Origin of the sequence: Sorangium sp. So ce302 (assembly GCF_051530145.1) — a bacterium.
In the GTDB taxonomy this organism is placed as follows: Bacteria; Myxococcota_A; Polyangia; order Polyangiales; family Polyangiaceae; genus Sorangium; species Sorangium cellulosum_B.
In genome coordinates, this window is sequence record NZ_CP150326.1 from 2,220,851 (window position 1) to 2,245,286 (window position 24,436).

19 protein-coding genes and 4 pseudogenes are annotated in these 24,436 nt (G+C 68.9%); 16 read left to right on the plus strand and 7 right to left on the minus strand.

Annotated features, from left to right (window positions below):
• The first annotated feature begins 188 nt into the window (after positions 1-188).
• Entirely contained in the window at positions 189-338 is a 150-nt protein-coding gene (locus WME73_RS08625) for a hypothetical protein (RefSeq protein WP_437745009.1), read from the plus strand.
• A 122-nt stretch (positions 339-460) separates the two neighbouring features.
• On the opposite strand, the pseudogene WME73_RS08630 reads toward WME73_RS08625, so the two are convergent.
• Positions 461-682 (minus strand): annotated as a pseudogene (locus WME73_RS08630) (transposase); the annotation flags it as partial.
• A 445-nt stretch (positions 683-1,127) separates the two neighbouring features.
• Between WME73_RS08630 and WME73_RS08635 the strand changes: the two are divergent.
• Both WME73_RS08635 and WME73_RS08640 read left to right on the plus strand, forming a co-directional pair.
• The gene (locus tag WME73_RS08635; protein WP_437745010.1) at positions 1,128-1,574 is read left to right on the plus strand and encodes a YciI family protein; all 447 of its coding nucleotides are present in this window, start codon (positions 1,128-1,130) and stop codon (positions 1,572-1,574) included.
• A 741-nt stretch (positions 1,575-2,315) separates the two neighbouring features.
• Positions 2,316-2,759 (plus strand): hypothetical protein, encoded by a 444-nt coding sequence (locus WME73_RS08640; protein WP_437586157.1) that lies wholly within the window; start codon positions 2,316-2,318, stop codon positions 2,757-2,759.
• A 785-nt stretch (positions 2,760-3,544) separates the two neighbouring features.
• On the opposite strand, the gene WME73_RS08645 is transcribed toward WME73_RS08640, so the two are convergent.
• Together WME73_RS08645 and WME73_RS08650 are read right to left on the minus strand one after the other, a co-directional pair.
• On the minus strand, positions 3,545-4,813 hold the full coding sequence (locus WME73_RS08645) for an IS91 family transposase (protein ID WP_437912459.1): 1,269 nt from the start codon (positions 4,811-4,813) through the stop codon (positions 3,545-3,547).
• A gap of 6 nt (positions 4,814-4,819) precedes the next feature.
• A complete protein-coding gene (locus WME73_RS08650) occupies positions 4,820-5,683 on the minus strand; it encodes a tyrosine-type recombinase/integrase (protein WP_437893382.1) in 864 nt (287 codons plus the stop codon).
• A 479-nt stretch (positions 5,684-6,162) separates the two neighbouring features.
• Here WME73_RS08650 and WME73_RS08655 point away from each other — a divergent pair, with 479 nt between their 5' ends.
• From WME73_RS08655 to WME73_RS08695, 9 genes and pseudogenes are all read left to right on the plus strand, one after another.
• A complete protein-coding gene (locus WME73_RS08655) occupies positions 6,163-6,312 on the plus strand; it encodes a hypothetical protein (protein WP_437745011.1) in 150 nt (49 codons plus the stop codon).
• Positions 6,313-6,649: 337 nt separating this feature from the next.
• A pseudogene (locus tag WME73_RS08660) lies at positions 6,650-6,871 on the plus strand (site-specific integrase); the annotation flags it as partial.
• A 79-nt stretch (positions 6,872-6,950) separates the two neighbouring features.
• A complete protein-coding gene (locus tag WME73_RS08665) occupies positions 6,951-7,532 on the plus strand; it encodes a tyrosine-type recombinase/integrase (RefSeq protein ID WP_437915383.1) in 582 nt (193 codons plus the stop codon).
• Positions 7,533-7,575: 43 nt separating this feature from the next.
• Positions 7,576-8,343: a glutathione S-transferase family protein gene (locus WME73_RS08670; RefSeq protein ID WP_437745012.1), complete on the plus strand. Its 768-nt coding sequence runs from the start codon at positions 7,576-7,578 to the stop codon at positions 8,341-8,343.
• 376 nt (positions 8,344-8,719) lie between these two features.
• Positions 8,720-9,541, plus strand: a pseudogene (locus WME73_RS08675) (transposase); the annotation flags it as partial.
• Between the two features lie 196 nt (positions 9,542-9,737).
• A complete protein-coding gene (locus WME73_RS08680; protein ID WP_437915384.1) occupies positions 9,738-10,493 on the plus strand; it encodes a hypothetical protein in 756 nt (251 codons plus the stop codon).
• A gap of 293 nt (positions 10,494-10,786) precedes the next feature.
• Positions 10,787-11,650, plus strand: a complete 864-nt coding sequence (locus tag WME73_RS08685; RefSeq protein WP_437893382.1) for a tyrosine-type recombinase/integrase — start codon at positions 10,787-10,789, stop codon at positions 11,648-11,650.
• A gap of 6 nt (positions 11,651-11,656) precedes the next feature.
• On the plus strand, positions 11,657-12,925 hold the full coding sequence (locus WME73_RS08690) for an IS91 family transposase (RefSeq protein ID WP_437912459.1): 1,269 nt from the start codon (positions 11,657-11,659) through the stop codon (positions 12,923-12,925).
• Between the two features lie 341 nt (positions 12,926-13,266).
• Positions 13,267-13,869: pseudogene (locus WME73_RS08695) on the plus strand (hypothetical protein); the annotation flags it as partial.
• 1,513 nt (positions 13,870-15,382) lie between these two features.
• On the opposite strand, the gene WME73_RS08700 reads toward WME73_RS08695, so the two are convergent.
• Both WME73_RS08700 and WME73_RS08705 read right to left on the minus strand, forming a co-directional pair.
• Positions 15,383-16,651 (minus strand): IS91 family transposase, encoded by a 1,269-nt coding sequence (locus WME73_RS08700; protein ID WP_437912459.1) that lies wholly within the window; start codon positions 16,649-16,651, stop codon positions 15,383-15,385.
• 6 nt (positions 16,652-16,657) lie between these two features.
• The gene (locus tag WME73_RS08705; RefSeq protein ID WP_437893382.1) at positions 16,658-17,521 is read right to left on the minus strand and encodes a tyrosine-type recombinase/integrase; all 864 of its coding nucleotides are present in this window, start codon (positions 17,519-17,521) and stop codon (positions 16,658-16,660) included.
• A gap of 479 nt (positions 17,522-18,000) precedes the next feature.
• Between WME73_RS08705 and WME73_RS08710 the strand changes: the two genes are divergently transcribed.
• The 4 genes from WME73_RS08710 (at position 18,001) to WME73_RS08725 (ending at position 21,818) form a co-directional block, all read left to right on the plus strand.
• Entirely contained in the window at positions 18,001-18,183 is a 183-nt protein-coding gene (locus WME73_RS08710; protein WP_437915385.1) for a hypothetical protein, read from the plus strand.
• Positions 18,184-18,188: 5 nt separating this feature from the next.
• Positions 18,189-19,145: a transposase gene (locus WME73_RS08715; RefSeq protein ID WP_437915386.1), complete on the plus strand. Its 957-nt coding sequence runs from the start codon at positions 18,189-18,191 to the stop codon at positions 19,143-19,145.
• Positions 19,146-19,303: 158 nt separating this feature from the next.
• The gene (locus WME73_RS08720; protein WP_437895435.1) at positions 19,304-20,212 is read left to right on the plus strand and encodes a transposase; all 909 of its coding nucleotides are present in this window, start codon (positions 19,304-19,306) and stop codon (positions 20,210-20,212) included.
• Positions 20,213-20,645: 433 nt separating this feature from the next.
• On the plus strand, positions 20,646-21,818 hold the full coding sequence (locus WME73_RS08725) for a poly(ethylene terephthalate) hydrolase family protein (RefSeq protein WP_437915387.1): 1,173 nt from the start codon (positions 20,646-20,648) through the stop codon (positions 21,816-21,818).
• 25 nt (positions 21,819-21,843) lie between these two features.
• Here WME73_RS08725 and WME73_RS08730 read toward each other — a convergent pair whose 3' ends face one another.
• Together WME73_RS08730 and WME73_RS08735 are read right to left on the minus strand one after the other, a co-directional pair.
• Positions 21,844-22,524 (minus strand): glycoside hydrolase family 30 beta sandwich domain-containing protein, encoded by a 681-nt coding sequence (locus WME73_RS08730; RefSeq protein ID WP_437915388.1) that lies wholly within the window; start codon positions 22,522-22,524, stop codon positions 21,844-21,846.
• A 248-nt stretch (positions 22,525-22,772) separates the two neighbouring features.
• A complete protein-coding gene (locus WME73_RS08735) occupies positions 22,773-24,401 on the minus strand; it encodes an N-acyl-D-amino-acid deacylase family protein (protein ID WP_437915389.1) in 1,629 nt (542 codons plus the stop codon).
• Positions 24,402-24,436 lie beyond the last annotated feature (35 nt).

A 24,436-nucleotide genomic window follows, 5' to 3' on the forward strand; every position in this document is an offset into this window, starting at 1 on the left:
CGGCCGTCGAGAGCCCGCGCCAAGACGACGGTCCGGAGACCTGGCGGGACGATTCCGCGGGGGCGAACCGTCGCGATCCGTCGCTTTCCCGGGGATTCAGGGAGGGCGTGACGACGGATCGCACCGCCTCGGGAGGCATGGGCCCAACGCGGGCCCAAGGGCCAAGCCCCGGGCCTGGGGAGCTCGCCGTGACCGATCCGTCGCGTCGGGCTGCGGTGGTCGCCTCGCTCGCCAGCACCCTGAGCCGCGCCGTCGCCCTCGAAGATGAGGTGGCGACGCGGGTCCTTCACGAGGCGATCGGTCGGCTGCTCGGGTTGCCGGTGGCGCCGGAGGGGTGAGCAAGCTGGGACCAAACACCGCAGCGCACCTCGCCCACGTTGACCGAACGAAAGTGGCGGGAGGACGTAGCGGACGAGCAGACGTTGAGTTTATAATTTCAGGATAGGATAAGCAGGCAGAGCCACTGCCGCTGTACGCCGGCCGACCGCGTGCCCCTCTTCAAAAGCCCGTCTCGTCGAGCGCCAGCACGCCCGTGCGATGGCCGAGATGCTCTGACGACGTAGGCGCGCGGGTCATCGAGCACGGCGTCTGCATCCCAGCGCGCACGACCGAGCAGGTGCTGCAGCGCGTACGGCGTCGGGTCGCCGGCCGCCTCGGCGAGCTGCCAGCTGTTTTTGCGCTTTCATCGGTCGGAAGGCGGCGTCGCCGAAAGCAGCGCGCGCACCCGGCGGTCGCGCAGCCCGAGCCCTCCCCAGAGGAACGCGGCGACGTAGATCGGGAAGAGCGTGCGGCTGAACATAGACCCCCCCGCGGGCGTCAGGAATCATCGGTCGCCTCCAGATAAAATCGCGGGCCTGGCCGGCCCCGCTCCCCGGCCCGTGGCGACCCCGGAGAGCAGCCGGGGCCGCCCTGCCGGCCCCGGGACGGCGAGCTCCCCGTCCGGGCCCACCGTCCAGCTCCGCCCGCCAGAAGAAAACCTCGTGATTACGAAGCCTTAGGTGTAATTCAAAAAAAGATCGCCCCGCGTGTCGATCGCGTGGTCGCCCGTTCGTCGTGACGGTGGAGACAGGGGCCGGGCAGTCGACGCCGCCGGGGCGCTCCTCTTCGAACCGGAAGGAAACTCGACGATGCGATTCATGATCACCGCGGCACCGGCGACCGACGACGCGAAGCACGACGCACAGGCAGCGGCGGATGCGCCCCCGGACGAGGCGCTGTTCGCCGCGTACATGAAATACAACGAAGACATGCAGAAGGCCGGCGTGCTGGTCGCGTCCGAGGGCCTCAATCCCGCCGGGGCGCGCGCGCGCGTCGGGATTTCGGGGGGGAAGCGCGTCCTGCTCGACGGGCCCTTCGCGGAGTCGAAGGAGCTCGTCGGCGGCTTCTACCTGATCGAGGTGGGCTCGAAGGAAGAGGCGATCGCCTGGGCGCTGCGCTGCCCCGTCGGGCTCGGCAGCGCCGAGGTGCTCACGATCCACCAGATGACGGAGCTCTCGGACATCCCGCCGCGGTTCAGGGAGATCATCGCCGAGGTGGCGCCGACGTGGAGCGTGTCCTTCTCGAGGGCGCAGTAGGCCGGGCGACGAAGCGCCGGCGTCATTGGCCACGTGTCTGTCGATTCAGCGCGCGGTCCCGCGGAAGGGGTGGCCAGGCGTCACTTTCAGCCCCGCGCGGCATCTCCGGTCATCAATGTCCAACCCGGCCCGACCACGACCGACAGAGACCCCGGGAGAAACCGGCGCGCCGACGTGTTACCGGGAGGTCTACCCCATCGTCCGGCAGACGTGCGTGGGTTGCCATGTCGCGGGCGGCATCGCGCCCTTCCGCTCGAGGAGTCGGCGACGGTCGTGTCCTTGGCGAACCGGATCCGCGACGTGACCCGGAACGGGTCGATGCCTCCCTGGGCGCCGAGCGAGCTGCTGGTGCGGCAATACGACCAGCATCCGACCTCGGTCGGCGGCGGTCCACGTCCCTCGTCGGCACGAGCGCCCCTTGGGGACGTGCCGCGGAACAGGGCGTCGTAGAGTGCGTGGGCGTCGGCTTGGATGTGCCCCGATTTGTGTTCCAAAATACATAATAGCGGTCTGGGCCGATGGGCGTTCGATTTTTCTCCCCCGCGTTTTTTTCAGCGATGAGTTTCCTCGGGCAGCGGGGTCTATGGGGTACAGCCGGTCGCGATCATGACGCCGGCTGTCGCCGGGGACGGCGGCGGCGCTCGGCATGCGCTCTTCGTCGCCGCCGCGACCGGGAAGAGCGGTTCGAGCCGCCGGATGAGACGCTGCACGAGCTGTCACGAAGGGAGAAGGAATATGGTCATGAAGCGCGTCTTGATCGCGATGTGCCTGATCGTCGCTGCATGTGGGGGTGAGGAGGACGACGCGCCCGTCGCGTGGGAGGACATGAGCTTCGATCAGCGCTTCGCGTTCATGGAGGATGTCGTCCTGCCGGAGATGAAGGAGACCTTCGTCGCGTTCGACGCGAAGTTCGAGGGAATGACGTGCGTGACCTGTCACGGCAGCGGCGCGGCCGACGGGACCTTCGCGATGCCGAGCCCCGACCTCCCCCCGCTCCCCGCCACCGAGGAGGCGTTCGCCGAGTACGTGAAGGATCCGGAGATCGAGCGGTGGGGCACATGGATGTTCGAGACGGTCATGCCTCGGATGGCCGATGTGCTGCAGATCGCCGCGTACGACCCGATGACCAACACCGGCGACTTCTCGTGCAATGGCTGCCACACGCTTGAGGGCGTCGAGCAGTGAAACCGCCGGGCACGCCGCCGGCGGAGATGCAAACGTAGCGGATGGGTGGGTCTCGACGTCGAGCGTGAAAGGTGAAAGGCTCCGGCGGCGACAGCTCAATGCGCTCGGCAGGCAGATGCTCGGGCAGCTTTTGCCGTCCGTGCGGGCGGATGTGACGCCCCCTGTCCCCGCCTCCGGATGAGCTGCCCGGCGCTGCGCCATCGCCCTGCGGCGGAGGGCGCCCCGCTCGGCCACACCGGAGCCGCCCTCAGCGTCGAAACAGGCGGAAACCATAAAAATTGCTACTGTTTCCGGCGGCCGCTCGTCATCGGTCGTTTTTTCTGGCGGGACAATTCCGCGGGGGCGAACCGTCGCGATCCGTCGCATCCCCGGGGATTTGGGGAGGGCGTGACGACGGATCGCAGCCCCTCGGAAGGCGTGGGCCCAACCCGGGCCCAATGAATAGGCGTTTGCGGGACTGCGCCCGAGCAGCAGCGGCGGCGAGGTCCCGGCGCAGTCCCGTAAACGTCGGGTTGGACCGGGCCGGTTCGCGGCCGGGCGAGGCGGTCGCGAGGCCTATGGAGATCCTGCCCGAGAAGGCCGCAGAAGGCGGGCGCGGCGGGGCTCGCACGCGTGGTGCATCCCGCCGCCACGACGTTGGGCGCAGACGCGCCGAGGCAGAGCACGGCGCCGACGGAGGCCCAGCAGCACGCAGGCCGCCGACGTGGACGGCGCAGAAGGCGGATCGATGCCTGACCGCCGCGCAACGGAGGTGGTGCTGTCGCTTCTGCCCAGGCCAGCGATGCTCATGACGTGTCCGGAGGAGCAGCGGAGGAGGCGATGACGCACGACGGCAGCGGGCGGCGAGCCATCGCAGCCTGACCGCAGCGAGGACAGATGGACAGGTCGACCCCCGTGAGCGCGGCGAGCAGCGTACACCAGTCGACCTTGACGACGTGGCGCGGAGAGGGCTCGTGAGAGCTGCCTTCCCGGTGCTCATCTCCCCCGACAGCGCGCTGCCCTGCGTCTCGCGCCGCCATGATCCTCGTGCGTGCCACCTCGAGCGTGGTGGTGGCGTGACACGCAGCCATCAAGCCGAAGTGTCGGATCTTCACGAAGCGATGAGGCAGCACGTGCATCAGGAAGCGACGCAGAAACTCCTCTGCGGAGAGCGTCACGGTCTTGTCTCCGCGGGTCCGGAAGCACACGCCGCGCTCATCCATCCACCGCAGCCGGTGATTGGACAGCCCGACACGGTGGGTATAGCGACCGAGGTAAGCAAAGACCTGCTCGGGCCCAGCGAAGGGCGGCTTGGCGTACACCACCCAGGGCTTGCGGTAGAGCGTCTTGAGCAGCGCAGCGAAGGCAGCGGGGTTGGCCAGCGCGGCGGCCCCGCCGGTCAGGTCGAGCTCTCCGGCGTCATAGGCCTGCCGAAGCGCGGCGAGCAACTTGCCGCGGAAGAGCTTGCCGAGGACCTGCACAGGGAAGAGGTAGCCGCTCCGCCCCTCGATCCAGCGCGAGCCGTCGAGCGAGAGCCCACCGCCCGTGACGATGCAGTGCAGGTGCGGATGGAAGCTGAGATTGCGGCTCCAGGTGTGCAGCACGGCGGTGACACCGATGTCGGCGCCGAGCCGCCTGGGATCGCGGCCGAGGGTGAGCAGGGTCTGCGAGCCGCACTGGAAGAGCAGATCGAAGACCGTCTGCGGGTTGACGAGCGCCAGCGGGCGCAGCTCGGCCGGGAGCGTGAAGACGACGTGGAAGTAGTGCGTCGGCAGGATGCGCTGCTGCCGCTCGGCGATCCACCTGGCCTGGCTGAGGCTCTGGCACTTGGGACAGTGGCGGTTGCGGCAGGAGTTGTACGAGGGCTGCTCGTGGCCGCAGCCCGTGCACACGTCGACATGGCCGCCCAGCACCGCGGTCCTGCACGCGGCGATGTCGCGCAGGACCTTGCGCTGGGCGGTGGAGACGGCGTGGGCGCGCAGGTAGGCCTCGCCGTGGGCGCGGACGATATCCGCGACCTCGAGACGAGGCCTACCCGTCGCCGCGGGCCGCGGCGCCAGGCGATGCGGGTGCACGCGACCTCAGCCGAGCTTCTTCTTGGCCTCCTGGGTGCCGAGCACCTCGACCGGGCTGCGGGTGCGACCGACGTGAGCCTGGCTGACGCGGACGTAGCGGACGGTGGTGCGGATGGAGCGATGGCCGAGCAGGGCCTGGATGACGCGGATGTCGGTGCCGAGCTCGAGCAGGTGGGTGGCGAAGCTGTGCCGCAGCACGTGCGGGGTGACGCGCTTGTGCAGCTTGCAGCGCCTCGCCGCCTCGCGCAGCGCGTTGCGCACCGCCTCGTGCGAGATGACCGAGCCCTGCTTGCGACCCGGGAACAGCTCCGGTCCAGCGGGTCTCTCCGCCCGCCAGTAGATGCGCAGCGCGGTCAGCACGGGGGCGCTGAGCATCACGTACCGATCACGCCCGAGCTTGCCATTGCGGACGTGGATGAGGTTGCGCTTGCTGTCGACGTCCTCGACCCGCAGCGAGCAGACCTCATCGATCCGCAGACCGGCGCCGTACGCCGTCAGGACGATCGTGCGCTGCTTGACCGAGCCGATCGCGTTGAGCAGCGCCTCGACCTCGGTGCCGCTGAGGACCGGCGGCAGCTTCTGGGGTACCTTCGGCCAGGGGATCGCGACGGCGACCTCCGGACGCCCGAGCGTGGTGGCGTAGAGGAACTTGATCGCCGCCACGTACTGGTGCTGCGTCGCCTCCGCGATCTTTCGCTGCTCGGCGAGGTAGAGCAAAAACGCGCGCACCTCGTCGAGACCCATCTGCTGCGGCGGCTTGCGGTGGTAGGCTACGAAGGCCCGTGCGCAGCGGAGGTAATTGTCGCATGTCGACGGCTTGTATCGCCGCAGCTTCAGGTCTTCGGCCATTCGATCGCGGAGCTGTCCCATCGCTGCCCTCCTGGTGAACGCGGCGCCCGGGCAGGGGCGTCGCGAACGGCAGGGTGGGCAGGGAATGAGGCGGCGGGCGGCGAGTCCTGCGCGGCGCCGGGCGCTTTTTTTCGCAGTGAATACCGGCAAAAGTCGCGCTGCGGCAGCAATGACCGCCGTGACAACCGCAGCGAAGACAAGGATCCGAGCCGCGGCAGGAAACCTCGGCTCGGTATCCGCAATGCTTAACGGAGCAGGGCCCGCAGCAGCTTCTTGAGCCTCACGCCGAGCTCCTGCACCTCGTCCGCATCGCGCTAGCTCGCGGCCCCGAGCGCCGCCACCAGGTCCATGGCTCCCAAGGTCTCGTGGAGGCTACGCGGGGCGCGAGGGCGGTGTCGTCTCGCGATCGCGGTCGTCGTCGCGGTCGACCTCAGCAGGGACAGGAGCTGCCGCGAAGCGGCTTGGTCCAAGCGTCAAGCCTCGGGCCTGGGGAGCTCGCCGTGACCGAGCCGTCGCTTCGGGCGGCCGTGGTCGCCTCGCTCGCCAGCACCCTGAGCCACGCCGTCGCCCTCGGGGATGAGGTGGCCGCCCGGGTCGTTCACGAAGCGATCGGTCGGCTGCTCGGGCTGCCGGTGGCACCGGAGGGGTGAGCAGGCTTGGGCCGAACGTCGAGCCCGCCGCTCGGGTCGACTCGTTGCCGGAGCTTTGCCGCTCGCCGGCGCCCGCGGGCTCTACTGAGATCGCCCGCGCGTGGTGGTTGCGTGCCGGTAAGCATTCACCGGTCGGGCTGGTTGATCCAGAGCATTACAACGGAACATGTTTGCTTGCTCGCATGAGTTCGCGCTCACGCAGCCTGGGCGGGGTGGGTTCGCCCGAACCCCTGACGGCCGCCATGGCGGAATTGGCGCCCGCAAAACCGGAGGCCGCCGCCGATCCCCAACAAACTGGGCCTTCGCGCCTGGCACGGCGCCTGCCGAGAGCGCCGCCATGCCCCGGACCCCTGAAGCGCCGACGGCGCGCCCCCCGCGCCTCCTCGAACGCGTCCGCGAGGCGATCCGGACCCGCCGTTACAGCCCTCGCACCGAAGAGGCGTACTGCGCCTGGATCCGGCGCTTCATTCTCTTCCATGACCGCCGCCACCCACGCGACCTCGGCCTGGCCCACGTTGAGGCGTTCCTCACGCACCTGGCGACCGACCAGCACGTCAGCGCCTCGACCCAGAACCAAGCCCTCGCCGCCATCCTCTTCCTCTATACCCACGTCCTCGCGCTCCGATCACCTCACCGCCGTGCGCGCCCAGCACGCCGCCGATGTCGCGGCCGGCGCCGGCTGGGTGCCCCTCCCCGACGCCCTGGACCGCAAGGTTCCGAACGCCGGCCGGGAATGGCCCTGGCAATGGGTCTTCCCCGCGACGCGGCCCTATCGCGACAGGGAGACAGGTCAGCTCAGGCGGCATCATCTGCACGAGACGGTGCTCCAGCGCGCGGTGCGAGAGGCCGCCCTCGCCGCCGGTCTATCGAGGCGCACGAGCTGCCACCCCCTGCGTCACTCCTTCGCCACGCACCTGCTGGAAGCCGGCTACGACATCCGCACCATCCAGGAGCTCCTCGGCCACCGCGACGTGAGCACGACGATGATCTACACCCACGTGCTGAACCGCGGCGGCCTCGGTGGACATGGGAGACGTGGACTCTATGAGCCGCCCTCCAGAGGATCGAGCCTCCATGTACGCTTACCTCTTCGTAACGCCCGTCCTCGACGGGAACGTGACGTCGTCGGAGGGGGTCACTGGCGGAGCTTCTTCAGCCGATTCGCCCTCTCCGACGGGCGAGACGTCGCGAAGCTCGCTCCCGACGACACGGGCCCGTGACGTTGCTGGACGGGCGCGGGCTTTTTCTGTTCCCTGAGGGACCATGCGAACGCTGATTGCCGAACACTTCGCTCCCTGGTCCGAGAAAGCTCGCTGGGCGCTGGACCACCATGGCCTCGCGTACAGCTACCGCGAGCACGTGCCGCTGCTCGGTGAGCTGCTGCTGCGACTGCGCACGCGACGACCGACCGGCAGGGTCAGCACCCCGGCGCTGGTCACGCCGCACGGCGTGCTGACCGATTCGTTCGCCATCGCGCTGCATGCGGACCAGATCGGCCGCGGACCGACGCTCTTTCCGCCCGACCACGACGCGGCGATCACCGCGTGGAACGCCCGTAGCGAGACGGCGCTCGCGGCTGGCCGCGCGCTCTACCTCGAGCGGCTCACGCACGACCGCGCCGCCAAGGTCGAGATGCAGCCGCCGTTTCTTCCCGCACCCGTGCGACGCGCGTCGGTTCCGGCAGCGGACCTGGCGATCGTGTTTCTCCGGCGGAAGTACGGGATCGACGCCGCCGCCCTCGCCGTCGCGGACGCGACGCTCGCGCGCGAGCTCGACGGGCTGCGGGAAGCCCTCGCCGGTGACCGCGCGTACCTGCTCGGCGAGGGCCTGACGTACGCCGACATGGCGATGGCCGTGACGTTGCAGTTCGTCGCGCCGGTCGATACCCGGTACATCGCTCTGAGCCCGGCGGCGCGCGCGCCATGGCGGCACGCAGCGCTTGCGGAACGCTACGCTGATCTCGTGGCCTGGCGCGACGCGCTTTACGACCGTCACCGGCGGGCGCGCCCCGCACCGGCCGGTGCTCGATAGAGGAGCGCCGCTCTCCCTGCCGAGAGTGGCTGGATGATCCCCCAATGGGATCTTGCGCGCTATCTGATGGGAAGAGCCGCCGAACTTGGCGCTGGTGCTGACGGGCGCTGCGCGCCCGCGGCACACTGCTACGTTAGACCGACTGGTGGCCGCCCTGTCCAGGAATTGCGGCGGCTGGTGCGCGTTGTTCTTAACTCCTCGCGCTGCCTGCGCTGCCCTGTCGTGACGAGAACTTACGCTCTCGCGGATGTCGTCGACGTTCACGCCGAGTCGCTCGGCGTAGAGGCCAAGGGTGCGCTGCCACGCCGGGCGGGCCTGACAGCGCTCGTAGTAGGCCTTGAGCCTCGGGAAGGGCTCCATCAGGTCGGTCTTGCTCACCGGCATGAAGATCTTGCGGGCGATCATTGGTGCTGAGCGCGATCCCGAAGTGCTGGCGGCTCACCGTGACGTGCGCTGCAAAGCATCGGTCGAGACGATCTGCGAGGCGCTGACGGGCAATTACCGGCCGGAGCACGTCTTCGCTCTTCGGCAGGCCATCGAGCTCTACGACACCTACCAAGCCAAATTGCAGGACTGCGATGCCGAGATCGAGCGAACCGTCCGCGCGTTGCCACAGAAGGAGACTGCCCCGCCACCACCTCCTCCACGCTCACGCAAGGCCCAGAGGAATGAACCGCGTTTCGACGTCCATGCCCTGCTGCATGCGATGCTCGGCGTCGACCTGACGCAGATCAACGGCCTCGGCCCGTCCTCGGCGCTGCGGATCGTGGCGGAGTGCGGTACCGACATGACGCGCTGGCCTACCGTAAAACACTTCACCTCGTGGTTGACGCTCGCACCGGGCACCAAGATTTCGGGCGGCAAGGTACTCAGCTCCCGCACACGCCCCTCGGCGAATCGTGCAGCGGCCCTGCTGCGCCTTGCAGCGGTCTCGGTGAGTCGAACGAGCACAGGGCTCGGAGCGTTCTTCCGGCGACTCGCCGCGCGTATCGGCAAGGCGAAGGCTATAACGGCCACGGCCCGCAAGATCGCCGTACTTTTCTACAACACCCTGCGGCACGGCTCGGCCTACGTCGATCCGGGCGCGAACTACTACGAAGAGCGCTACCGGCAACGATCGATCGCCAATCTCCGCCGACGGGCGGATGCGCTGGGCCTGACGCTCGTCGAGGGGCAGGCTGCGGCAGGAGCTTCTTAGGAAAGCCCAGACCATCTGGGGGGACGGGGACTGCGAACGGTCGGCGCGACACGGAGGGGCAAGCGACGTGCCAGCGGCGAACGCAGCCCGGATGCCGGGTGTCGTGTCGGCGACCGCGCCGGTCGACCCCGACCCCATGGGGCGCGAGTCGCTGCGCGCGAGAGAGCCCGGCTTCTCCCGGTGATATCCTGCCGCCATGACCCCCGAAGCCCGCATCGTCGACACCCGCCAGGTCCTGATCGTGCTCTCGCCGCGGGGCGACGACCGCCTGATGGACGGCTTCGCCGGCACGGTGGTCACCGCCCCCTCGGCGGGGATGCCCGACCTCGGGGGGAAGGCCGTCTACCTGTGCGGTGACGTGTCGAAGGCCACCGCCCTCGACCTCTCGGCCGCATCGCGGGTCCTGGTGATCCGGGAGGGCTCTTACAACTACCCGGCGGGTGACCTCGCCTGGCCGGTGGTGGGCCTGGGCCGGATGCCGATCGACGTACACGGGCTCGGCGTGTACTACCGGTCCTTCTTCGACCCGGAGGTCAACTACGTCGAGCGGATCCGCGGCGAGCACACATTCCAGTCGCTGACCGAGTCCACCAAACCGGGGACGGCACACCGCACCGGGATCTATCTGGCATCGGTCCGAAAGCAGCAAGATGCCCTGTTTTTCCGCCTGCTGCGCTGCTCCACCAACCTGTCGGGCCCAACCGACAACTTCCGGTCCACCGACCGACATATCGTCGACGCGCTGAACCAGGAGGCGGCGCTGGTCTTCTCGGGGGCGGCGCCGCTCAACCACGTGTTGGACCAAGCCGCTTCGCGGCAGCTCCTGTCCCTGCTGAGGTCGACCGCGACGACGACCGCGATCGCGAGACGACACCGCCCTCGCGCCCCGCGTAGCCTCCACGAGACCTTGGGAGCCATGGACCTGGTGGCGGCGCTCGGGGCCGCGAGCTAGCGCGATGCGGACGAGGTGCAGGAGCTCGGCGTGAGGCTCAAGAAGCTGCTGCGGGCCCTGCTCCGTTAAGCATTGCGGATACCGAGCCGAGGTTTCCTGCCGCGGCTCGGATCCTTGTCTTCGCTGCGGTTGTCACGGCGGTCATTGCTGCCGCAGCGCGACTTTTGCCGGTATTCACTGCGAAAAAAAGCGCCCGGCGCCGCGCAGGACTCGCCGCCCGCCGCCTCATTCCCTGCCCACCCTGCCGTTCGCGACGCCCCTGCCCGGGCGCCGCGTTCACCAGGAGGGCAGCGATGGGACAGCTCCGCGATCGAATGGCCGAAGACCTGAAGCTGCGGCGATACAAGCCGTCGACATGCGACAATTACCTCCGCTGCGCACGGGCCTTCGTAGCCTACCACCGCAAGCCGCCGCAGCAGATGGGTCTCGACGAGGTGCGCGCGTTTTTGCTCTACCTCGCCGAGCAGCGAAAGATCGCGGAGGCGACGCAGCACCAGTACGTGGCGGCGATCAAGTTCCTCTACGCCACCACGCTCGGGCGTCCGGAGGTCGCCGTCGCGATCCCCTGGCCGAAGGTACCCCAGAAGCTGCCGCCGGTCCTCAGCGGCACCGAGGTCGAGGCGCTGCTCAACGCGATCGGCTCGGTCAAGCAGCGCACGATCGTCCTGACGGCGTACGGCGCCGGTCTGCGGATCGATGAGGTCTGCTCGCTGCGGGTCGAGGACGTCGACAGCAAGCGCAACCTCATCCACGTCCGCAATGGCAAGCTCGGGCGTGATCGGTACGTGATGCTCAGCGCCCCCGTGCTGACCGCGCTGCGCATCTACTGGCGGGCGGAGAGACCCGCTGGACCGGAGCTGTTCCCGGGTCGCAAGCAGGGCTCGGTCATCTCGCACGAGGCGGTGCGCAACGCGCTGCGCGAGGCGGCGAGGCGCTGCAAGCTGCACAAGCGCGTCACCCCGCACGTGCTGCGGCACAGCTTCGCCACCCACCTGCTCGAGCTCGGCACCGACATCCGCGTCATCCAGGCCCTGCTCGGCCATCGCTCCATCCGCACCACCGTCCGCTACGTCCGCGTCAGCCAGGCTCACGTCGGTCGCACCCGCAGCCCGGTCGAGGTGCTCGGCACCCAGGAGGCCAAGAAGAAGCTCGGCTGAGGTCGCGTGCACCCGCATCGCCTGGCGCCGCGGCCCGCGGCGACGGGTAGGCCTCGTCTCGAGGTCGCGGATATCGTCCGCGCCCACGGCGAGGCCTACCTGCGCGCCCACGCCGTCTCCACCGCCCAGCGCAAGGTCCTGCGCGACATCGCCGCGTGCAGGACCGCGGTGCTGGGCGGCCATGTCGACGTGTGCACGGGCTGCGGCCACGAGCAGCCCTCGTACAACTCCTGCCGCAACCGCCACTGTCCCAAGTGCCAGAGCCTCAGCCAGGCCAGGTGGATCGCCGAGCGGCAGCAGCGCATCCTGCCGACGCACTACTTCCACGTCGTCTTCACGCTCCCGGCCGAGCTGCGCCCGCTGGCGCTCGTCAACCCGCAGACGGTCTTCGATCTGCTCTTCCAGTGCGGCTCGCAGACCCTGCTCACCCTCGGCCGCGATCCCAGGCGGCTCGGCGCCGACATCGGTGTCACCGCCGTGCTGCACACCTGGAGCCGCAATCTCAGCTTCCATCCGCACCTGCACTGCATCGTCACGGGCGGTGGGCTCTCGCTCGACGGCTCGCGCTGGATCGAGGGGCGGAGCGGCTACCTCTTCCCTGTGCAGGTCCTCGGCAAGCTCTTCCGCGGCAAGTTGCTCGCCGCGCTTCGGCAGGCCTATGACGCCGGAGAGCTCGACCTGACCGGCGGGGCCGCCGCGCTGGCCAACCCCGCTGCCTTCGCTGCGCTGCTCAAGACGCTCTACCGCAAGCCCTGGGTGGTGTACGCCAAGCCGCCCTTCGCTGGGCCCGAGCAGGTCTTTGCTTACCTCGGTCGCTATACCCACCGTGTCGGGCTGTCCAATCACCGGCTGCGGTGGATGGATGAGCGCGGCGTGTGCTTCCGGACCCGCGGAGACAAGACCGTGACGCTCTCCGCAGAGGAGTTTCTGCGTCGCTTCCTGATGCACGTGCTGCCTCATCGCTTCGTGAAGATCCGACACTTCGGCTTGATGGCTGCGTGTCACGCCACCACCACGCTCGAGGTGGCACGCACGAGGATCATGGCGGCGCGAGACGCAGGGCAGCGCGCTGTCGGGGGAGATGAGCACCGGGAAGGCAGCTCTCACGAGCCCTCTCCGCGCCACGTCGTCAAGGTCGACTGGTGTACGCTGCTCGCCGCGCTCACGGGGGTCGACCTGTCCATCTGTCCTCGCTGCGGTCAGGCTGCGATGGCTCGCCGCCCGCTGCCGTCGTGCGTCATCGCCTCCTCCGCTGCTCCTCCGGACACGTCATGAGCATCGCTGGCCTGGGCAGAAGCGACAGCACCACCTCCGTTGCGCGGCGGTCAGGCATCGATCCGCCTTCTGCGCCGTCCACGTCGGCGGCCTGCGTGCTGCTGGGCCTCCGTCGGCGCCGTGCTCTGCCTCGGCGCGTCTGCGCCCAACGTCGTGGCGGCGGGATGCACCACGCGTGCGAGCCCCGCCGCGCCCGCCTTCTGCGGCCTTCTCGGGCAGGATCTCCATAGGCCTCGCGACCGCCTCGCCCGGCCGCGAACCGGCCCGGTCCAACCCGACGTTTACGGGACTGCGCCGGGACCTCGCCGCCGCTGCTGCTCGGGCGCAGTCCCGCAAACGCCTATTCATTGGCGCAGATCTATCACAACACTCCGGCCGACGCCGAGAGGAAGCAGGCGAAGGCCCGGATCTCGTCCCACGCCGACAAGACCAAGGACATGCCGGGCGACGGCGTCATGGCCTTCTGCACCTTCTACGAACTCCTCGATCGGCTCGCGCCCATCACCGGCGACCGCTTCGATCGTGGTCACCGGGCGATCACCGGATTGACCCGGCTCCGCTTCCGATACAAGGAGATCGAGACCGAGGAGGGACACACATTTCCGGACCAGTTCACGATCACGCTGTATCCCAACTCGGTGTTCTTCATGCCGCTGTCGACCAACCGACGCTACACTCACGAGATAGTGCCGTCCGAGTTGGACGCCGCGCGGCTCCCGACCCGGCTGGGCTACGTGGTGCGCTGCTCGAAGACCGAGGCGGTCCACGAGGGTGGGCGCACATTCCTGCTCCAGGACGGGACGCGGGTGGAGCTGGAGGCCCCCACGCCCGAGGGGATGACGGCGCTTCGCCGGTTGTACGCCGAAGAGAACAAGACGTCGGCCCCCATCGACTACGGAGACGGCTTTCGCTTCAGCATGAACGCAGGGGACTACCGGGCGCCGATCTACGAGGCGTCGGACATGTTTCGCACCTACACCGTGCCCGCCGAGGGCGACCTCTTCGCGGCGCTGTCCGCGTCGGCTCGGCTCGAGGAGCTCGGGAAAGGCCGGCGCGGCGCGGTGCTCGTGGTGAGCGACGGCCCGCGCGGGGTCCCCATCGTCCGCACCACGACCGCTTACAAGCTCCCGGCTCAGTGTTTTCGGCCGATCCACACCACGCTCGCACGGCAGATCCGCGCGTGTGCCTCGCTCGCGCTACCCTTCAACAACGCGCTGCTGGAGGTCTACACCCGCGCCTACGCCACCATGCGCGCCCACTCGGACCAGGCGCTCGACCTGGACGATGCCGGCGAGATCGCCCTTTTCTCCTGTTACGAACACCCCCAGGCCGGGCCGTCGCGGCGGCTGATGGTGGAGTCGAAGGAGCCCGGGGGGCCCTCCTTCGTAATCCCACTCCTCCACGGCCGCGTCGTCGTATTCTCCGCCGACACCAATCGAAGGTTCCGTCACCGGATCGTGCTGGACCCCGCGACTGACGCTCCCGACAACCCCTGGCTCGGGGGCACGTTTCGCACCTCGAAGACCTGGGTATGTGTTCGTGACGGGCGTCCCGAGCTTGCGGACGGCACACCGCTGACCCTGGCCAACGACGAGGAGCGCCACCAATTCCTCCAGCTCCGCCGCAGGGAGAACGAGGAAACCGACTTCGTCTACCCCCGCGTCACCTGCACCCTGAGCCCGAGCGATCTCTGGCCGCCCGAGATGGCCACAATGCTCTAACGCTCATGCGGTGCGCAGCTATCGTGAAACGATGGTGCTCCCCTGTCCGTCGGAGCCCGCCACAGTCGCGGTTCGTAGACACGCTGGCGCATGGTGCTCACGATGGGCGGGGCAGGCTGACGGGCCTGGCGCTATTGTTCCGATGCCTCGCTAACGAGCCAATCACGAAAAGCGACGAGCCCACGCCAGCGAGCGACCCGGCCGCGAATCAGACAGAACAGATTGAAATTATTGACATTTCTTCCGCATCCGCCTCGTCGTCCCAGAAATCCTGGCGGGACTGTTCCGCGGTGGCGAACCGTCGCGATCCGTCGCATCCCCGGGGATTTGGGGAGGGCGTGACGACGGATCGCACCGCCTCGGGAGGGATGGGCCCAACCCGGGCCCAATGAATAGGCGTTTGCGGGACTGCGCCCGAGCAGCAGCGGCGGCGAGGTCCCGGCGCAGTCCCGTAAACGTCGGGTTGGACCGGGCCGGTTCGCGGCCGGGCGAGGCGGTCGCGAGGCCTATGGAGATCCTGCCCGAGAAGGCCGCAGAAGGCGGGCGCGGCGGGGCTCGCACGCGTGGTGCATCCCGCCGCCACGACGTTGGGCGCAGACGCGCCGAGGCAGAGCACGGCGCCGACGGAGGCCCAGCAGCACGCAGGCCGCCGACGTGGACGGCGCAGAAGGCGGATCGATGCCTGACCGCCGCGCAACGGAGGTGGTGCTGTCGCTTCTGCCCAGGCCAGCGATGCTCATGACGTGTCCGGAGGAGCAGCGGAGGAGGCGATGACGCACGACGGCAGCGGGCGGCGAGCCATCGCAGCCTGACCGCAGCGAGGACAGATGGACAGGTCGACCCCCGTGAGCGCGGCGAGCAGCGTACACCAGTCGACCTTGACGACGTGGCGCGGAGAGGGCTCGTGAGAGCTGCCTTCCCGGTGCTCATCTCCCCCGACAGCGCGCTGCCCTGCGTCTCGCGCCGCCATGATCCTCGTGCGTGCCACCTCGAGCGTGGTGGTGGCGTGACACGCAGCCATCAAGCCGAAGTGTCGGATCTTCACGAAGCGATGAGGCAGCACGTGCATCAGGAAGCGACGCAGAAACTCCTCTGCGGAGAGCGTCACGGTCTTGTCTCCGCGGGTCCGGAAGCACACGCCGCGCTCATCCATCCACCGCAGCCGGTGATTGGACAGCCCGACACGGTGGGTATAGCGACCGAGGTAAGCAAAGACCTGCTCGGGCCCAGCGAAGGGCGGCTTGGCGTACACCACCCAGGGCTTGCGGTAGAGCGTCTTGAGCAGCGCAGCGAAGGCAGCGGGGTTGGCCAGCGCGGCGGCCCCGCCGGTCAGGTCGAGCTCTCCGGCGTCATAGGCCTGCCGAAGCGCGGCGAGCAACTTGCCGCGGAAGAGCTTGCCGAGGACCTGCACAGGGAAGAGGTAGCCGCTCCGCCCCTCGATCCAGCGCGAGCCGTCGAGCGAGAGCCCACCGCCCGTGACGATGCAGTGCAGGTGCGGATGGAAGCTGAGATTGCGGCTCCAGGTGTGCAGCACGGCGGTGACACCGATGTCGGCGCCGAGCCGCCTGGGATCGCGGCCGAGGGTGAGCAGGGTCTGCGAGCCGCACTGGAAGAGCAGATCGAAGACCGTCTGCGGGTTGACGAGCGCCAGCGGGCGCAGCTCGGCCGGGAGCGTGAAGACGACGTGGAAGTAGTGCGTCGGCAGGATGCGCTGCTGCCGCTCGGCGATCCACCTGGCCTGGCTGAGGCTCTGGCACTTGGGACAGTGGCGGTTGCGGCAGGAGTTGTACGAGGGCTGCTCGTGGCCGCAGCCCGTGCACACGTCGACATGGCCGCCCAGCACCGCGGTCCTGCACGCGGCGATGTCGCGCAGGACCTTGCGCTGGGCGGTGGAGACGGCGTGGGCGCGCAGGTAGGCCTCGCCGTGGGCGCGGACGATATCCGCGACCTCGAGACGAGGCCTACCCGTCGCCGCGGGCCGCGGCGCCAGGCGATGCGGGTGCACGCGACCTCAGCCGAGCTTCTTCTTGGCCTCCTGGGTGCCGAGCACCTCGACCGGGCTGCGGGTGCGACCGACGTGAGCCTGGCTGACGCGGACGTAGCGGACGGTGGTGCGGATGGAGCGATGGCCGAGCAGGGCCTGGATGACGCGGATGTCGGTGCCGAGCTCGAGCAGGTGGGTGGCGAAGCTGTGCCGCAGCACGTGCGGGGTGACGCGCTTGTGCAGCTTGCAGCGCCTCGCCGCCTCGCGCAGCGCGTTGCGCACCGCCTCGTGCGAGATGACCGAGCCCTGCTTGCGACCCGGGAACAGCTCCGGTCCAGCGGGTCTCTCCGCCCGCCAGTAGATGCGCAGCGCGGTCAGCACGGGGGCGCTGAGCATCACGTACCGATCACGCCCGAGCTTGCCATTGCGGACGTGGATGAGGTTGCGCTTGCTGTCGACGTCCTCGACCCGCAGCGAGCAGACCTCATCGATCCGCAGACCGGCGCCGTACGCCGTCAGGACGATCGTGCGCTGCTTGACCGAGCCGATCGCGTTGAGCAGCGCCTCGACCTCGGTGCCGCTGAGGACCGGCGGCAGCTTCTGGGGTACCTTCGGCCAGGGGATCGCGACGGCGACCTCCGGACGCCCGAGCGTGGTGGCGTAGAGGAACTTGATCGCCGCCACGTACTGGTGCTGCGTCGCCTCCGCGATCTTTCGCTGCTCGGCGAGGTAGAGCAAAAACGCGCGCACCTCGTCGAGACCCATCTGCTGCGGCGGCTTGCGGTGGTAGGCTACGAAGGCCCGTGCGCAGCGGAGGTAATTGTCGCATGTCGACGGCTTGTATCGCCGCAGCTTCAGGTCTTCGGCCATTCGATCGCGGAGCTGTCCCATCGCTGCCCTCCTGGTGAACGCGGCGCCCGGGCAGGGGCGTCGCGAACGGCAGGGTGGGCAGGGAATGAGGCGGCGGGCGGCGAGTCCTGCGCGGCGCCGGGCGCTTTTTTTCGCAGTGAATACCGGCAAAAGTCGCGCTGCGGCAGCAATGACCGCCGTGACAACCGCAGCGAAGACAAGGATCCGAGCCGCGGCAGGAAACCTCGGCTCGGTATCCGCAATGCTTAACGGAGCAGGGCCCGCAGCAGCTTCTTGAGCCTCACGCCGAGCTCCTGCACCTCGTCCGCATCGCGCTAGCTCGCGGCCCCGAGCGCCGCCACCAGGTCCATGGCTCCCAAGGTCTCGTGGAGGCTACGCGGGGCGCGAGGGCGGTGTCGTCTCGCGATCGCGGTCGTCGTCGCGGTCGACCTCAGCAGGGACAGGAGCTGCCGCGAAGCGGCTTGGTCCAAGGGCCAAGCCCCGGGCTTGGGGAGCTCGCCGTGACCGAGCCGTCACGTCGGGCTGCGGTGATCGCCTCGCTCGCCAGCACCCTGAGCCACGCCGTCGCCCTCGGGGATGAGGTGGCTGCCCGGGTCGTTCACGAAGCGATCGGTCGGCTGCTCGGGCTGCCGGTGGCGCCGCGCGCCGAGGCGCGTGCGGCGCGGTCAAGAGCGGCGCGGTGACCGTCGTGCAACGCACGTCCGGCGACATGCGGCTCAATCCGCATCTGCACGTGGTCTTCCTCGACGGGGCTTATCACGAAGATGGCACCGAGCTCGTGTGGAACGAGCTCGGTCACCTGCGAACGCGCGAGGTCGGTCAGGTCATAGAGCACGCCGTCGGGCGGATGCTCCGTTACCTCCGGCGGCACGGGCATCGCGAGAGCGAGCACGACGTCGAGGAGGACGACGAGCCCGAGGCCGCGCTCTGCACCTCCCCCGTCTCGGGACGAGAGCCGCCCGCCGGCCCGCAATGGCTCCGCGGGCTCTCGCCGTCTTGTCCGAGCGCGCTCGCGTACGACAAGCCGCTGTGCGCTGCGCTCGATGGCTTCACCTTGCACGCAGCGACGCGCGCCGGTGCGCACCATGCCGCGGCGAGGGAGGCGCCGCTGCGTTACGTGCTGCGACCCCCGATCGCAAAGGAGCGCATCGAGCCGCAGCAGGACGGCCTGGTGCGGCTCTCGCTCAAGCGCGCCTTCGCCGACGGGACTGCCCTTGTGGACATGGATCCGCTCTCGCTCCTGTGCCGCCTCGCGGCCAGCGTCCCGCCGCCGCGCTTTCACACCGTCAAGTACGCTGGCGTGCTCGCCTCGGCAAGTCCATGGCGCAAGCGCATCGGACCGCGCCCTGCGAAGCCACAAGAGCCTACGAAGGCGGACGATGACGCCGCTCCGAAACGCAAGCGTGGCGGCTATCGACCGTGGGCCGAGATCTTGCGCCGCACATTTGCGATCGATGTCCTCGAGTGCCCAGCTTGCAAGGGGCGGATGAAGCTCGTCGCCATGGTGACCGAGCCAAGGAACATCGCCCGCTTCCTCTCCGCGCTCGGCGAGCCGACCGACGTCCCAGCTCGCTCTCCCAACCGAGGGCCGCCGTACTGGAAGAGCACCGTTCTGCGCCGCAAGGCGCCCGGTGACGCCGCATAGCGTCTCGCGACGCGCCTCCCGGGCCAGACCAACGCCCGGACGGACACGTGTGCCCACGGCACGTCGATGCGCCCCGTAGCGCGCTCGGCGCCGCCCGGACCACGCTCTTTCGGCCCAGGACCGAGCCATCACGACGCTCGCGGTCCCACCCTTTCGGTTTGCTGCGCTACACTGCTTCGCGCTGCGATCCGGCTTCTTTTACCTACGCGCTACACTGCTTCGCGCTGCGATCCGGCTTCTTTTACCTACGCGCCGAGCGGCTCGTCCGGTATTGCGCGCGTCCCTGCTTCGCTTTGGAGCGGCTCAGCATCCTCCGCGACGGTCGGGTGGCCTATCAGGTGAAATACCCGCGGCGAAAAGGAACGCATCGGGTGATGACGCCGATTGTGTTTTTCGCGAGGCTCGCCGCGCTGGTGCCGCCGCCGCGCCATCCGCTGGTGCGCTACCACGGTGTGCTCGCGCCGCATGCGAAGCAACGCAGCCTCGTGGTGCCGAAGGCGACGGGGAAGGCGCGTAAGGGCGAGCAGCGCGCCGGAGCTGATAGCGCGGGCAGCGATGACAAGAAGAAGACGACGACGATCACGCCCTTGCCGGCGAGGCAGGCGCCGAAGGGGCCGGCGAGAGGCATGGAGACGCCGTCGCGCAGAGGAGACGAGCGAAGCGAGGCGGCGCCGTCGGCAGTGTCGGAGCGAGGCGCTCGGGACGTGGCGGTTGGGGCGCTGCTGACGATGGTGCATGGCGCGGTCGAGCGCGAGCGGGTGTCGACTGCGCTGGGCGCTGTACTGCCGTGGGCTGATGTTGGATTCGTGTCGGAGGGGATCTCGGTCCGGCATCTTGATCGGCTGCTGGATGGGCTCCTTCTGGCGACGTCGCCTCGCGTCGAATGGGCGAAGCTTTTGCGGCGGACTTACGCAGTAGATGTTCTCGCGTGCCCGCGATGCAGCGGGCGGATGCGACTCATGGCCGCGATCACGGACAAGGCGACGGCGAGGAAGATCTTGAGCCACCTCGGTCTGTTCGCCGAGCCGCTGGAGTGCCGCGCGCGGTACCCGGCGGACCCCGCGTGACGAAACTGAAAGGGGAGGGACGCTGCTCGACGACGTGGCCGGGGGGAGGTCTGCCCTGAGGTGCGTGCGCCGGCCATCACGACGCGCCGCGAACCGCGACGGCGGCCGTTTGGACGAGCTCAGTAGTGTACAGCTATACGGTAGGATGCCTTCCGCTTGGTGCCAGTAGTGTACAGCTATACGGTAGGATGCCTTCCGCTTGGTGCGACGTCGCGGTAATCGCAGGCGTTTCACGAGTGGAAGGCCTGTCTGATCGCATAAGGCCCGTTCTGTCGATAAGCTCGTACAGTCGGACTGCACGAGCCAGGAACGGCTCCGAGAATCTTGACTTTGCGGAACGCGTTTGCTTGTCCTATCCGCCAAAGCGCTTGACGACGCTGAGCGGCTGGGCGAGGACAGAGTCACCATGAGGCGTTGGCTACTGGCTTTGGGCGTGTGCGTTTCCACCGCGGCGTGTGGTAACGGATCGAATGGGGACGCTGCCGCGAGCGGGGGCGCGGTTGGCACGGACAGCGGTGGGACGGGCAGCGGGGGCACGGCCTCCGGTGGTGCGACGGGCTCTGGGGGAACGGCCGAAAGCGGCGGCGCATCCAGCGGCGGCGCATCCAGTGGTGGGGCTGGCGGCTCGGCGTCGGGCGGCTCGAGTGGGGCCACGGGTGGCGCGGCTTCGGGCGGGCAACCGGGCAGCGGCGGCCAAGGAAATGCCGGAAGCGGCGGCACGACCGGTAGCGGCGGCTCGGTCAGTAGCTGCGTCGGCGACCCGTTCCCCACGGCCGATCCTACCAAGACGGGCCCCTTCTCGGTCACCGCAGACAAGAACGTCGGCCCCCTCGCCGGCGTCGTTCCCGATCCGATCTATGGGGACGAGCAACAGCGCTTCAACGTGTACCGCCCGAGCAATATCGCAACCAGCGGCCACTGCCATCCGATCCTGATCTGGGCCAATGGCTACCGGGACAATCCGGAGCAGGTCCCGCCGAAATGCGTCGTCAACGCCGGCAGCAATCAGTGGTGCGGACAATACGGACCGATCGTCAACCATCTCGCGTCCCACGGTTTCGTCGTGGTGGCTTCTCTCAGCACCGCGACCGCCGAAGGCGATCCTCTTCCCACGACCGCGGGCCTCGATTGGATCTTGGAACAAGCCGAGGATGCGAGCAGCCCGTACTATCACGCCCTCGACACCACGAAGATCGGCCAGCTTGGCCATTCCTATGGGGGCATGTCGACTTGCAAGACGGCCTCCGATCCCCGTTTCTCGGCCCTCGGCACGATTTGCGGCACCAGTGCCCTCGAGGGAGTGCACACCCCCATGTTGTTCTTCTGCGGGGGGAACGACTCCACGGTGAAATGCAGCGGGGTCCACAATGTCTTCAAGACGGTCACCGATCAGCCCGCGTTTTTCCTCAACGAGCTCAACGCGGATCACGGTAGCTGGGTCTATCAGGGCGCAAATGGCGTGTCCCTGTCGTCGGCCGCGGCCTGGTTCCGCGTTCATCTGATGGATGACACAGCGAACAGGAACTTCTTCTACGGCGACAACTGCAAGCTCTGCACCGATGGCCGCGTGCAAGCAGAGCAGAACGCCCTGATGAAGGTCCCCTGAGCGACGGGGCCGATCTGGCTAGGCTTCACTGACTCACGAACGTCGTCACGCTCATGGCTTCGAGGGCCATCGGGAGCGTGGCGTCCGTTACGGTGACGGGAGTTCCTTCGGCCCAGTTCTTCGAAGCGGCGGTCACGAAGGGGACCATCGCGCTTGGCGCGGTGCCGCCTGCGAAGGCGAGGGGAACGGTCTGGGCGGAGGTTGTCTCGTTGATGGCGACGACGACGACTTTGCCGCTGTCGTTTGTGTAGGCGCTGACGAGGACCTTTTCCGGGAAGACGCCGGTGACGGCGACGCGGTGGTAGCCGGGGCGAATGTAGCGGGTGAAGTTTCCGAACGTGTAGTAGCGCTTGGTGGTGACGCTGCCTGACTGCTGAATCAAGCCTTCGTTCGTGGTGTTGCCCGAGTACCACCACCAGAGCCAGGCGTTGGCTTCGCCGACCACGAGCGCGCTGTGCACCCAACGGGCGATGGCCACGCCGTTCTCGATGGTGTTGCTCGGTCCCTGTTCCGGCCACCACTTCACGCCGGACATCTCGGTCTGCCAGACTTCCTTGTCGCCCCGAGGCGGGACATCGTCCGGCCAGGGGTAGGCGACCTGAGTGTCATATTGGTGGGTCCCGAGGATGTCGAAGGCGGCCCACGCGTCCGGGTCGGCAGCGAGCGCGTGCCGGTTCGCGAGGCGCGTAGGAGTGCAGCCCTTCACCGCGGGCGACGCGACGGCCGAGGGCGCCCCGTTGGGCCACACCAGAGCCGCCCTCGACGGCGAAACAGGCGGAAGCCATGAGAATCGCTACTGTTTCAGCGACCGCTCGTCATCGACCGGTGTCTCTGGCGGGATTTCTGACATGCGGAACGATGGAGCCATCGCTCATCTCGCGCTCCGGCGCGATCCTGTTGAAGCGGTCGGAACCGAACGTCCCTGAGCGTCAACGAAGGGTATGGCCGCCCCGCCTACCTGCGCAGGAGGCGCCCCTGCCGGGTCTTGCCCGTTAGCGCGCCGTCCTGCGCCACCACCTCGCCGGTGATCAGGACGGCGCGGATCCCCGACGGCGGCGCGTCGGCCCGCCGCGGCGTCGTGTTGTCCGCCACCGTGGCCGGATCGAAGACGACGAGATCCGCCCAGTGCCCGGGCAAGATGCGCCCCACGTCGCGGAGCCCGATCCGCTCGGCGGGCAGCGAGGTCATCCGGCGCACGGCCTCCTCGAGCCGGAACAGGCCGACGTCGCGGCTGTAGTGGCCGAGCACCCGCGGGAACGTGCCGAACGACGCCGGGTTGTGCTGGCCGCGCCGGGTGAGGATCGCGTCGGTCTCGAACGCGCAGAGCGGGTGCGAGAGCACGGCCCGGAGCGGCTCGTCGTGCGCATCGACGCCCGAGTACGTGTTCAGGAGGACGCGCGCCTTGCCGTCGCTCACGCGGGCGACGTGCACGTAGGCGTCGAACTCGCTCCCGCCGAGGCGCCCCGCGATCGCCTCGAAATCGAGCCCCTCCAGCGCCGCGAGCTCCGGCGCTCCGCCCCAGAGCAGCCGGATGTCGGCATACGAGAGCCCGAGGAGCCGCCGGAACATCGCGAACTCCCGCCGGAGCCGGCGGAGGACGGCCGGGTCGTCGATGCGGGCGCGGAAGCCGTCGAGCACCCAGGCGGGGAAGAGGGCGTTCACCGTGGTGTTGCCGACCGTGTAGGGGAACGCGTCGAAGGCGGCGTCGACCCCTCTGTCCACGGCCCGCTCGATCGCGCGGAGCACCCAGGGCACCGTGGGCCACGTCCGCCGGCCGATGAAGATCTGGTGCGAGAGCTGGATCTTCGCGCCGCTCTCCTCGGCCAGGCCGAGCAGCTCGCGGACGGAGCGGAGGTTGTGCGGCGGGCCGAGGAGCAGCGGCCTGTAGAACGGCGATATCCACGTGTAGGCCCGGCCGTGGACCGTGAACACGCCCCCTTCGTCGGCCACCGCCCGGAGCAGCGTCAGGAGCTCGTGCCTTCGCGCGAAGACCCCGGGCGTGTAGGCCAGCCCGGCGGAGAGCCCGAACGCGCCCTCGCGGAGCGACGCGCGCGCGAGCGCGCAGAGCGCGTCCATCTGCTCCGGGCTCGGGGGAGCGGCGCTGTTGCCCATGACCGCCTGGCGGAGCGTGCCGTGGCCGACCAGGAGCGCCGCATTGACGAGCAGCCCGCCGGCCTCGAGGGCGCTCAGCAGCTCGCCCATCGAGCGCCACCGGTAGGCGAGCGCTCCGTCCTTCAGGATCTCCGCGGAGTGCTCCACCAGCGGAATCGACGCCGCGGTGACCGGGGCAGGGGAATGACCGCAATTGCCCGCGACCACGGTCGTGATGCCCTGGGCGACCATCGGCGCGAGGACGTCCTCGTGGTCGGGCAGCGCGAGCAGCCAGTCGACGTGCGAGTGGATGTCGATGAAGCCGGGCGCGACGGCGAGCCCGCTGGCGTCGAGCGCCCGCCCTCCCGCGAGCGCCCCTGGCCCGGCGATCGCGGCGACCTTGCCCTTCTGGATCCCCAGGTCCGCCACGTAGCGAGGCTGGCCGCTGCCATCGAGGATCGTTCCCCGCGAGATGACGAGATCGAAGTCCATCTGCACGCCTCCTCGAGAAGCTCGTTCGCGGACCA